Here is an 11,508-nt window from a genome sequence, read left to right on the forward strand (position 1 = left end):
AGTATAACATGAAGGCGCCTTTGTTGTTATGCAACGGTTGGAGCAGGCGTCACGTAACGTTATACTGCTTCTCTTTCTTATTAAGACAACTGTCGATGCCTATATGCCTGTTTTCGCACTGATCGCCCTTGTTGCCTACTCTGTCAGCCTTGCGCTGATCATTCCCGGACTGCTGCAAAAAAACAGCGGCTGGCGGCGCATGGCTATTCTGTCGGCGGTGATCGCACTGATTAGTCACGCTTTTGCGCTGGAATCGCGCATCATTCCCGGTGACGGCAGCGTGCAAAACCTGAGCGTGCTGAACGTCGGTTCGCTGGTCAGCCTGATGATCTGTACGGTGATGACAATTGTCGCCTCTAAGAATCGCGGCTGGCTGTTGCTGCCCATTGTTTATGCCTTCGCGCTGATCAATCTGGCCTTGGCTACCTTTATGCCCAATGAATTCATTACGCATCTGGAAGCCACGCCGGGCATGCTGGTGCATATCGGCCTGTCGCTGTTCTCTTACGCAACGCTGATCATTGCCGCGCTCTATGCCATGCAGCTCGCCTGGATTGACTACCAGTTGAAAAACAAAAAGCTGGCGTTTAACCATGAGATGCCGCCGCTGATGGTCATTGAGCGTAAGATGTTCCACATCACCCAGGTCGGCGTAGTATTATTGACCTTAACGCTCTGCACTGGCCTGTTTTATATGAAAAACCTGTTCAGCGTGGAGAATATCGACAAAGCGGTGCTCTCCATCATCGCGTGGTTTGTCTATATTGTGCTGTTATGGGGCCATTATCATGAGGGCTGGCGCGGTCGTCGCGTAGTCTGGTTCAATGTCGCGGGTGCGGGCATTCTCACCCTTGCCTATTTCGGAAGTCGCTTCATACAGCAATTTGCTGGCTAAGTAACAAAGGAGTTCCCCCTGGAACACATCTCTACCACCACGCTGATCGTTACGCTGATCGTCATGGTGGTCATCTCCGCCTATTTCTCTGGCTCGGAAACCGGCATGATGACCTTAAACCGCTACCGGTTACGTCATCGTGCTAAACAGGGTAACCGTGCCGCACGTCGCGTTGAAAAACTGCTCCGTAAACCGGATCGCCTGATAAGCCTGGTGCTTATCGGTAACAACCTCGTCAATATCCTCGCCTCTGCGCTGGGCACCATTGTCGGGATGCGCCTGTACGGCAACGCCGGGGTCGCGATTGCTACCGGCGTACTGACGTTTGTGGTGCTGGTGTTTGCGGAAGTGCTGCCCAAAACCATCGCTGCGCTTTATCCGGAAAAAGTGGCTTACCCGAGCAGCTTCCTGCTGGCACCGCTGCTGATCCTGATGATGCCGCTGGTCTGGCTGTTGAATATGGTCACCCGTATCCTGATGCGCATGGTCGGCATCAAAGCCGACGTCGCCATCAGCAGTGCACTCAGCAAAGACGAGCTGCGCACCATCGTGAACGAATCCCGCTCGCAGATTTCACGCCGCAATCAGGACATGCTCCTGTCGGTGCTGGATCTGGAAAAGGTCAGCGTTAACGACATTATGGTGCCGCGTAACGAAATCGTCGGGATTGATATTAACGACGACTGGAAGGCCATCGTCCGCCAGCTGACCCACTCCCCGCACGGACGCATTGTGCTGTATCGCGACTCCCTGGACGATGCCATCAGTATGCTACGCGTGCGGGAAGCCTATCGCCTGATGACCGAGAAAAAAGAGTTCACTAAAGAGGTGATGCTGCGCGCCGCCGACGAGATTTACTACGTGCCGGAAGGAACGCCGCTCAGCACGCAACTGGTGAAATTCCAGCGTAACAAAAAGAAAGTCGGTCTGGTGGTCGATGAGTATGGCGATATTCAGGGGCTGGTGACGGTCGAAGATATTCTGGAAGAGATTGTTGGAGACTTTACCACCTCCATGTCCCCTTCTCTTGCGGAAGAGGTCACGCCGCAAAACGACGGTTCGGTGCTGATTGACGGCAGCGCGAACATCCGCGAACTCAATAAAGCCTTTAACTGGCATCTGCCGGAAGATGAGGCTCGCACCATGAACGGGATGATTCTGGAAGCACTGGAAGAGATCCCGGCGGCGGGCACACGGGTGCGCATTGAACAGTATGATATTGATATCCTGGACGTGCAGGACAATATGATTAAGCAGGTGAAGGTCCTGCCTGTTAAACCACTGCGCGAAAGTATCGCGGAATAAAGTTGTAGGCCGGGCAAGGCGAAGCCGCCGCCCGGCACTACGGAGCGGCAAATTACGCTTTCGCTTTCGCCACGGTTACCATCGCAGCACGGATGGTACGGCCGTTCAGGGTATACCCTTTCTGCATCACGCCCAGCACTTTACCGGCTTCAACGTCTTCTGATTCCACCATCGCAATTGCCTGGTGTACGTTAGGATCCAGCGGGACGTCGGTATCGGCAATCACTTCCACACCAAACTTACGCACCACGTCCAGCATGGATTTCAGCGTCAGTTCGATACCTTCGATCATCGCCGCGTTGTCCGGATTCGCTTTATCAGCCACTTCCAGTGCACGATCGAGGCTGTCGATTACCGGCAGCAGTTCGTTGACGAATTTCTCCAGCGCAAACTTATGCGCCTTTTCAACGTCCTGTTCGGTACGACGACGCAGGTTTTCCATTTCCGCCTTGATGCGCAGAACACTGTCGCGTTCGCGATTCTGTGCTTCTACCAGTTGGGCTTCCAGATTCGCAATTTTTTCATCGCGCGGGTCCACCTGCTCAGCAGATGCGTCTGGCTCTACAGCCTCAACTTCATCGTGCTGTTCCGTGATAATTTCTTCAGGGGCTTGCCCCTCAGGCGTTTTCTGTTCTTTACTACTCATGAATTTCTCCGCGTTTTTCTGCATTCATCTCGCTAACTTCGCTTATTATGGGGATCAGTTTCCTGGATTCAAGGGAACAAGAGAGATTGTCATCATTCATCAGGCACAAGGACCTCCAGAAAATGAATAATCATTTCAGGTGTATTGGGATCGTCGGGCACCCGCGTCACCCTACGGCATTGACGACACATGAAATGTTGTATCGCTGGCTGTGTAGCAAAGGCTATGAAGTGATGGTTGAGCAGCAGATCGCTCAGGAGCTGCAGCTTAAGAGCGTTAAAACCGGCACGCTGGCAGAGATTGGACAGCAGGCGGATCTTGCCGTGGTGGTCGGCGGCGACGGCAACATGCTCGGCGCGGCTCGCACGCTGGCGCGCTACGACATAAAAGTCATCGGCATTAACCGTGGCAATCTCGGTTTTCTGACTGACCTCGACCCGGACAACGCGCAGCAGCAGCTGGCCGATGTGCTGGAAGGACATTACATCAGCGAAAAACGTTTTTTACTGGAAGCGCAGGTGTGTCAGCAGGACTGCCAGAAACGCATCAGTACCGCCATTAACGAGGTGGTACTTCACCCCGGCAAAGTGGCGCATATGATTGAGTTCGAAGTGTATATCGATGAAATCTTCGCGTTCTCCCAGCGCTCTGACGGGTTGATTATCTCCACGCCGACGGGCTCGACCGCCTATTCGCTTTCCGCGGGAGGACCAATCCTGACGCCTTCGCTGGATGCCATAACGCTGGTGCCGATGTTCCCGCACACCCTTTCTGCCCGCCCGCTGGTGATTAACGGCAGCAGCACCATCCGCCTGCGTTTCTCGCACCGCCGTAATGACCTGGAGATCAGCTGCGACAGCCAGATCGCGCTGCCTATTCAGGAAGGTGAAGATGTACTGATTCGTCGGTGTGATTATCACCTGAACCTTATTCATCCGAAAGATTACAGTTATTTCAACACATTAAGCTCGAAGCTTGGCTGGTCAAAAAAATTGTTCTGATTTTGCATCCAGTACTTTACTGTATAAAAAACCAGTTTATACTGTATGAAAACACAGTCATGGTTTTTCATACAGGAAAACAATTATGCTGGCACAACTGACCATCAGCAACTTTGCCATTGTTCGTGAGCTTGAGATCGATTTCCACAGCGGCATGACGGCGATCACCGGTGAAACCGGTGCGGGTAAATCCATTGCCATTGATGCCCTCGGCTTGTGCCTTGGCGGGCGTGCTGAGGGTGACATGGTGCGCATGGGCGCCAACCGTGCTGACCTCTGTGCTCGCTTCTCCCTGAAAGACACCCCTGCAGCCCTGCGCTGGCTCGAAGAAAACCAGCTTGAAGATGGACGTGAGTGTTTACTTCGCCGCGTTATCAGCAGCGACGGTCGGTCACGTGGTTTTATCAACGGCACGGCGGTACCGCTTTCTCAGCTTCGCGAGCTGGGTCAGTTGCTTATTCAGATACATGGTCAGCACGCGCATCAGCAGCTGGTTAAGCCGGAGCAGCAAAAATCGCTACTCGATGGCTATGCAGGTGAGTATGCACTTACTCAGTTGATGGCAGAACACTATCGCCAGTGGCACCAGAGCTGCCGCGAGCTGGCTCAGCATCAGCAGCAAAGCCAGGAGCGTGCCGCACGCGCCGAGCTGCTGGAATATCAGCTCAAAGAGCTGAACGAGTTTAATCCGCAGGCGGGTGAGTTCGAACTTATTGACGAAGAGTACAAGCGTCTGGCCAACAGTGGCCATCTGCTCTCTACCAGCCAGAACGCCCTCACCTTACTGGCAGATGGCGAAGACGTTAATCTGCAAAGCCAGCTGTATAACGTGCGTCAGCTTGTTACCGAGCTGGCGGGCATGGACAGCAAACTGTCCGGCGTGCTGGATATGCTGGAAGAGGCGGCGATTCAAATCTCTGAAGCCGGTGATGAACTGCGCCACTACTGTGAACGTCTGGATCTCGATCCCAATCGCCTGTTTGAGCTGGAACAGCGCATTTCCCGTCAGATTTCTCTGGCGCGCAAGCACCACGTCACGCCGGAAGAGTTGCCTGCGTTCTATCAGTCTCTCCTTGATGAACAGCAGCAACTTGACGATCAGGCTGATTCACTGGAAACGCTGACTCTGGCGGTAAACCAGCACCATCAGCAGGCGCTGACCACGGCGAAACAGCTGCATGAAGTTCGTCAGCATTATGCTCAGGAACTCAGCCAGCACATCACCGACAGCATGCATACGCTGGCGATGCCACACGGCATATTCACGATTGATGTCCGCTTCGAAGAGAACTCCCTGACGGCGGAAGGCGCGGATCGCATCGAATTCCGTGTCACCACCAACCCAGGCCAGCCGTTACAGCCTATTTCCAAAGTGGCATCCGGCGGTGAGCTCTCCCGTATTGCTCTGGCGATCCAGGTTATCACCGCCCGTAAAATGGAAACCCCGGCCCTGATTTTCGATGAAGTGGATGTGGGGATCAGCGGCCCGACGGCGGCGGTAGTGGGTAAACTGCTGCGCCAGCTCGGTGAATCGACTCAGGTGATGTGCGTCACCCACCTGCCGCAGGTGGCGGGCTGTGGTCATCATCACTTTATCGTCAGCAAAGAAACGGACGGTGAAATGACCGAAACGCACATGAAACCGCTGGATAAACGCTCGCGCCTGCAGGAGCTGGCTCGTCTGCTGGGAGGCAGCGAAGTCACCCGCAATACGCTCGCGAATGCGAAAGAACTGCTGGCGGCATAAACTTTTTCGGGATCTCAGGGTCATACAGAACAACAAAAACGCCGCCAGACCGGTTTCAAAGTGGGGCAAGGTCTATTATCATCGGCATATTACATATGAGCCGCGTACTGCTCGGGCCCGAAAAGGAATCAAATCACTATGCGCTGTAAAACGCTGACCGCTGCCGCTGCGGTTCTTCTGATGTTGACCGCAGGCTGTTCCACTCTGGAGAAAGTGGTTTACCGTCCTGACATCAACCAGGGGAACTACCTTACCCCTAACGATGTGTCTAAAATCCGTGTAGGGATGACACAACAGCAGGTCGCTTATGCACTGGGAACCCCGATGATGTCCGATCCGTTCGGCACCAACACCTGGTTCTATGTATTCCGTCAGCAGCCAGGCCACGAAGATGTCACCCAGCAGACCCTGACGCTGACCTTCAGCAGCGCCGGTGTGTTGACCAACATCGACAACAAGCCTGCCCTGACCAAATAATCAGGCGTCAGAAATGCAAAAAGGTGCTCAATGAGCACCTTTTTTGTATCGACATTTCGCACTGGATCGTAGCCCCGGTAAGCGCAGCGCCACCGGGAGAAGAAAGCACTACTTAGCTGATTTCTCCGCACGCTGGCGACGCAGCTCTTTCGGGTCGGCAATCAACGGGCGATAAATCTCCACCCGGTCGCCCTCTTTCAGCACATCACCCAGCTTCACCGGACGGCTGTAAATGCCGACTTTATTTTTTGCCAGATCGATATCGCGACGAAGCTCCAGAATGCCAGAAGCTCGGATAGCCGCCTCAACGGTTGCGCCCTCTTCCAGCGTCACGCGCTGCAGATACTGCTTCTCCGGCAACGCGTAGACCACTTCCACAGCTATCTTATGCGACACTGTAGACCTCTTTGGCGCGGGTCGTGAATGCCTGAACCATATTGGACGCCAGCTCTTTGAAGATGCGGCCAAACGCCAGCTCAATCAGCTTATTGGTAAACTCAAAGTCCAGATGGAACTCGATGCGGCAGGCATCAGCGCTCAGCGGCGTAAACTTCCAGCCTCCCATCAGGGTCTTGAATGGACCATCCACCAGATGCATCAAAATACTCTGATTGTTCGTCAGCGTATTGCGGGTGGTGAACGTCTTGCTGATCCCCGCTTTGGAGACATCCACCGCCGCCGTCATCTGCGTCGGGCCAGACTCCAGAACACGGCTCCCGGTACACCCAGGGATAAATTCTGGATATGACTGAACATCGTTCACTAACTGATACATTTGTTCCGCGCTGTAAGGTACAAGCGCAGTACGGCTAATCTGAGGCATAGCTTTTCCCATGGTCACACAACGGACAAATAATAACATTTATCACCTGTTAAAAAAACGCTAAGCCTCATCTCGTGCTAAGATAGCGCGTTAGACCTCACAGGACGCAATGAGGTGACTTTTTGAAATCAGATTACCGACGGCTTTACGACACTTATGACGAAGAAAAAAGCACATAAACCAGGCTCGGCGACCATTGCGCTCAACAAGCGTGCTCGCCATGAGTATTTCATTGAAGAAGAATTTGAAGCTGGCCTTGCCCTGCAGGGCTGGGAAGTAAAATCGCTGCGCGCCGGGAAAGCCAACATCGGCGATAGCTATGTGATCCTGAAAGATGGCGAAGCCTTCCTGTTCGGTGCCAACTTTACGCCGCTGACCGTCGCCTCTTCGCACTACGTGTGTGACCCAACGCGTACCCGTAAGCTGCTGCTGAACAAGCGTGAACTGGAATCCCTCTACGGGCGCATTAACCGAGAGGGCTTTACCGTGGTCGCGCTGTCGCTGTACTGGAAAAACGCCTGGTGCAAAGTGAAAGTTGGCGTTGCCAAAGGTAAAAAACAGCACGACAAACGTACTGACCTGAAAGAGCGCGAATGGCAGCTAGACAAAGCACGCATTATGAAAAACGCAGGACGTTGATTCTGCACACTTATTGTACTATTCAATAAGTTAGCGTTCCGGGCTGGTATCCAGGAGGTGAAATCTGGTATACTGAGTTCAACACTATTGGGGCTGATTCTGGATTCGACGGGATTTGCGAAACCCAAGGTGCATGCCGAGGGGCGGTTTGCCTCGTTAAAAGCCGCAAAAAAATAGTCGCAAACGACGAAAACTACGCTTTAGCAGCTTAATAACCTGCTCTGAGCCCTCTCTCCCTAGCTTCCGCTCTTAAGACGGGGATCAAAGAGAGGTCAAACCCAAAAGAGATCGCGTGGAAGCCCTGCCTGGGGTTGAAGCGTTAAAACTAATCAGGCTAGTTCGTTAGTGGCGTGTCTGTCCGCAGCTGGCGTGCGAATGTAAAGACAAACTAAGCATGTAGTACCGAGGATGTAGAAATTTCGGACGCGGGTTCAACTCCCGCCAGCTCCACCACTTTTTAGTTGTTTGAAGTACAATGAAGTCTACTAAGCCCGCACAGCACAAGCTCTGCGGGCTTTTTCATGTCTATTGTCGTCCAGTGAGAATTGCTGAGAACTATCACTTATGGCACCCTGAATGGGACCCACAACGAAGGGTCCAAAAACCGAGGGTCCCAAAATGGCAAAAATCGCTAAGAAGCTCACTGACACTGAAATCAAAAGCACCAAGCCAGCCGACAAAGAAATCAACTTGTTTGACGGTGATGGTTTGATCCTACGAATCGCCCCCCTCTCGAAAGGAGGGAAGAAGAATTGGTATTTCAGGTATGCAGTGCCGGTGACCAAAAAGCGAACTAAGGTGAGCTTAGGAACATATCCTCACCTTACACTGGCAAGAGCCAGAGCCTTACGAGATGAATACCTTTCCTTGCTTGCCAATGGCATTGATCCTCAAATCCATAACAACGATAAAGCTAATGCCTTAAAGAATGCTACTGAACACACTCTCCAAGCCGTGGCAAGGAAATGGTTAGATGAGAAGGTAAAGACATCAGGTATCTCACAAGATCATGCAGAAGATATCTGGCGAAGCCTGGAGAGAAATATCTTTCCCGGCTTGGGTAATGTTCCTATCAATGAGATCCGACCTAAACTCTTAAAGCAACATCTTGACCCTATTGAGCAACGAGGAGTCCTCGAAACTTTACGGCGAATCATTTCCCGATTAAATGAAATTTTCCGTTATGCAGCAACTGAGGAACTTATCGAATTCAATCCGGCTGACAACCTTGGGCAACGGTTCAGTAAGCCTAAAAAGCAGAATATGCCTGCATTACCCCCTTCCGAGTTACCCCGCTTCCTATTGGTGTTAAACAATGCCTCTGTTCGTTTAGAAACAAGGCTACTGATTGAGTGGCAACTTCTTACATGGGTTCGCCCTGGTGAAGCTGTTCGCACAAGATGGACTGATATAGATACCGATAACTCAATGTGGAACATTCCTGCTGAATTTATGAAAATGAAGAAGCCCCATAAAGTCCCACTGAGCAAAGAAGCTTTGCGAGTATTGGATTCAATGAAAGCCATCAGTGGGCACAGAGAGTGGGTTTTCCCCAGCATCAAAGCTCCACTCAATCACATGCATGAACAAACAGCAAATGCAGCCATAATCCGTATGGGCTTTGGGGGTGAACTTGTCGCTCACGGTATGCGATCTATTGCTAGAACGGCTGCTGAAGAGAGCGGTAAATTCAGGACAGAAGTGCTTGAAGCGGCTCTTGCACACTCGAAGAAAGATGAAATAATTGCGGCTTACAATCGTGCTGAGTATCTGGCCGAAAGAGTGGTTCTCATGCAGTGGTGGAGTAACTATGTTCAAGCTCAAAGGCTGAAAGCCGTTGCAGCCTAATAATTCAAAACCATATAATAAACAAGGGCAATTATTAGAATTGCATCTCTATTTTTCAACGAACAACTTAGTACCATACACCCAGCATTAACCAATTAAAGCCCTGTTTTAGCTTCTGAGATTAAGCAATAGCTGGTCAAATAATTTAAGAAGCTTTTTTTTGATCCAAACCAAACAACACTACTTAACTCATTGTATATATTGCTTTTTTATGTTAGCAATAAATACAATGTACAGCATACATGCATATGTTGGGGCGGTAGCATTTAAATGTACAATTCTCATCCGTAAAGTTAACACAGCATTTATGAATAAGGTTGGTCTATGAGTGAAAATAAACTGTTTGATAATTATGAGATTATAGAAAGAAATCTACTAAAAACAGAGTCAGATAAAAACATCCCTGAAATAAATCTTGCCCTTAAGGATGGAGAGAGTTACATCATTAAATATTGGCCTAGAAATACCTTAAGTGATGAACAAGTCCTTGAAAGTATTTGGCAACATGAACTACGACAACTCCAAAGATTAAAAGGATATCCTGGCGTAGGAGATTATATTGTAAATCCCGTCGAATCAAAAAAAACAAATGACGGATATTATCTAGTTTTAAACTCCGATGGCAGAGTTCCTACATCATATTTACTAAATAAAAAGACTCTATCCCTCCCCGGAAAGAGCCATTGGCTTACACGATTAAAAGACCCAACAATAAGAATAAGGTTTTGGAAAAACATCAGTAGAGTTACGAGTGCTATTGGTTTACTTCATGCTCAGGGATTACTACATCGACATTTGGATGAAAATGCAATTCTTACATACAACTATGAATCTGATGATTATAATGACTTTCAACTAACGGGATTTGAATGGTCGATTCGGATGCCAACACTTACAACGGCGAAGATCGAACATTCTGGTGAACAAGGGAAAATATCAACATTCGCTACAGATTGGGTTGACTTAGGAGTATTAATATCTAAGTTCCTTAAAATAGAAATAAACAAGATTAAGGAACTTCACTTTCCCGCCGAATACTTTATAACTAACAATCAATTAGCAATCAGTGAAGTAGCAATAATTCGCAGTCTCTTAGGTATTCAACCAATTCAGCAAAATGCTATCAAAGAACTTTTAGGAGAAAAGGAAATCCTCCAATTCATAGAGAGGATAACCAATGAGCTTACTGATTATTATAAAAGAACCAAAACTATACACGGCATTGCTATAAACACTAAATTCTCACAAATAGATAATAATAAAGAGAAAAAAGAATTATTTCACTGCATACAAAAAGTCATCCATAGAAAAACTCAATTCACTATTTCAAGAGATGACACAGAAATAATTAAGAATTTTGTAAAAGATGATTTATCTGAGACTCCTGTATTGTTTGTAAATAATTATGAAAACGATTATTACGATGTAATTTTAAAAGGTAAAGAGCTTTTCTATGTGCTGACACCATTTCAACCAGACCATGGAACGAATGATAAAACGTGGAAAATAGGTTACTCAAAACATGCTTATTTAGAGCTTCCGAATAAATTTTTCAGCAAAGAAAACTACATAGAATTAAATAGCAACAATATTTTTTGTTATACTCATCATGAAGCAAAAAATTTCCTTCTAAACAGTAATGACTCTTTAAATCTAATGTCTTGGGATATTATATTCAAAGAAATAGGAAAAACTTACAACAAGAAAAATGAAGAACATCTTAAATTATTAGAGGGATTAACTGCTGTACATATTACTAATATCGCCTATGCTAAGGCAGAAATTTTCCCTGTAGAAATACTCAGTGAAGAAAGTGACTCAGAAAATATTGGCTCATGGATTTTTAAATTCATATCAAGGCTTGATGAGGCAACTGAAGAGTTGTCAAAATCTCTTAGCATAGAATCCCCATCAGTTAGGCTTGAAAAAATAATAAACAGTAGCGAAAATAATGACAAGTTATCTTGGAGTCTTGTTAACAATAAAGATTTTAGTAGAGTTGATGATGAAATCCTTTTAGAGTTTTATGGCTTTGAAACCGATAATAAAAGTCAAGATATTTACAGTTTCACCTGACTTTGTTGAATAAATCGAACTTTTGCTGAGTTGAAGGATCAGATCACGCAT

General features: G+C 48.5%; 11 protein-coding genes and 1 other RNA gene. 9 read left to right on the top strand and 3 right to left on the bottom strand.

Annotated elements, in window-relative coordinates:
* Positions 1–103 precede the first annotated feature (103 nt).
* Both HX884_RS15700 and HX884_RS15705 read left to right on the top strand, forming a co-directional pair.
* A complete protein-coding gene (locus HX884_RS15700) occupies positions 104–895 on the top strand; it encodes an inner membrane protein YpjD (protein ID WP_014832951.1) in 792 nt (263 codons plus the stop codon).
* An 18-nt stretch (positions 896–913) separates the two neighbouring features.
* The gene (locus tag HX884_RS15705) at positions 914–2,200 is read left to right on the top strand and encodes an HlyC/CorC family transporter (RefSeq protein WP_028028086.1); all 1,287 of its coding nucleotides are present in this window, start codon (positions 914–916) and stop codon (positions 2,198–2,200) included.
* Between the two features lie 52 nt (positions 2,201–2,252).
* Here HX884_RS15705 and grpE read toward each other — a convergent pair whose 3' ends face one another.
* Complete coding sequence (grpE, locus tag HX884_RS15710; protein ID WP_013098354.1) at positions 2,253–2,846, bottom strand: nucleotide exchange factor GrpE; 594 nt, start codon at positions 2,844–2,846, stop codon at positions 2,253–2,255.
* A 122-nt stretch (positions 2,847–2,968) separates the two neighbouring features.
* Here grpE and nadK point away from each other — a divergent pair, with 122 nt between their 5' ends.
* From nadK to bamE, 3 genes are all read left to right on the top strand, one after another.
* Complete coding sequence (gene nadK, locus HX884_RS15715) at positions 2,969–3,847, top strand: NAD(+) kinase (protein WP_013098356.1); 879 nt, start codon at positions 2,969–2,971, stop codon at positions 3,845–3,847.
* 85 nt (positions 3,848–3,932) lie between these two features.
* Entirely contained in the window at positions 3,933–5,594 is a 1,662-nt protein-coding gene (recN, locus tag HX884_RS15720) for a DNA repair protein RecN (protein WP_048970718.1), read from the top strand.
* 138 nt (positions 5,595–5,732) lie between these two features.
* Positions 5,733–6,071: an outer membrane protein assembly factor BamE gene (gene bamE, locus HX884_RS15725; protein ID WP_003863121.1), complete on the top strand. Its 339-nt coding sequence runs from the start codon at positions 5,733–5,735 to the stop codon at positions 6,069–6,071.
* A gap of 108 nt (positions 6,072–6,179) precedes the next feature.
* Here the strand turns inward: bamE and HX884_RS15730 are convergent, their stop codons facing one another.
* Both HX884_RS15730 and HX884_RS15735 read right to left on the bottom strand, forming a co-directional pair.
* Positions 6,180–6,467, bottom strand: a complete 288-nt coding sequence (locus HX884_RS15730; RefSeq protein WP_028028154.1) for an RnfH family protein — start codon at positions 6,465–6,467, stop codon at positions 6,180–6,182.
* A complete protein-coding gene (locus tag HX884_RS15735) occupies positions 6,457–6,894 on the bottom strand; it encodes a type II toxin-antitoxin system RatA family toxin (protein WP_008502504.1) in 438 nt (145 codons plus the stop codon). Before HX884_RS15735 ends, HX884_RS15730 begins: the two co-directional genes overlap by 11 nt.
* 156 nt (positions 6,895–7,050) lie before the next feature.
* Between HX884_RS15735 and smpB the strand changes: the two genes are divergently transcribed.
* The 4 genes from smpB to HX884_RS15755 all read left to right on the top strand — a co-directional run bounded on the left by smpB (position 7,051) and on the right by HX884_RS15755 (position 11,457).
* Positions 7,051–7,533 carry an SsrA-binding protein SmpB gene (smpB, locus tag HX884_RS15740; protein ID WP_008502505.1) on the top strand — a complete coding sequence of 161 codons (483 nt, stop codon included), beginning with the start codon at positions 7,051–7,053 and terminating at the stop codon, positions 7,531–7,533.
* An 89-nt stretch (positions 7,534–7,622) separates the two neighbouring features.
* Positions 7,623–7,986: a transfer-messenger RNA gene (gene ssrA / locus HX884_RS15745) on the top strand.
* A 165-nt stretch (positions 7,987–8,151) separates the two neighbouring features.
* A complete protein-coding gene (locus HX884_RS15750; protein WP_014639989.1) occupies positions 8,152–9,381 on the top strand; it encodes an integrase domain-containing protein in 1,230 nt (409 codons plus the stop codon).
* Positions 9,382–9,705: 324 nt separating this feature from the next.
* Positions 9,706–11,457, top strand: a complete 1,752-nt coding sequence (locus tag HX884_RS15755) for a hypothetical protein (protein ID WP_249166258.1) — start codon at positions 9,706–9,708, stop codon at positions 11,455–11,457.
* The last annotated feature ends 51 nt before the right edge of the window (positions 11,458–11,508 follow it).

The sequence above is a fragment of the Enterobacter sp. SECR19-1250 genome (genome assembly GCF_013391025.1).
GTDB classification, from domain to species: domain Bacteria; phylum Pseudomonadota; class Gammaproteobacteria; order Enterobacterales; family Enterobacteriaceae; genus Enterobacter; species Enterobacter cloacae.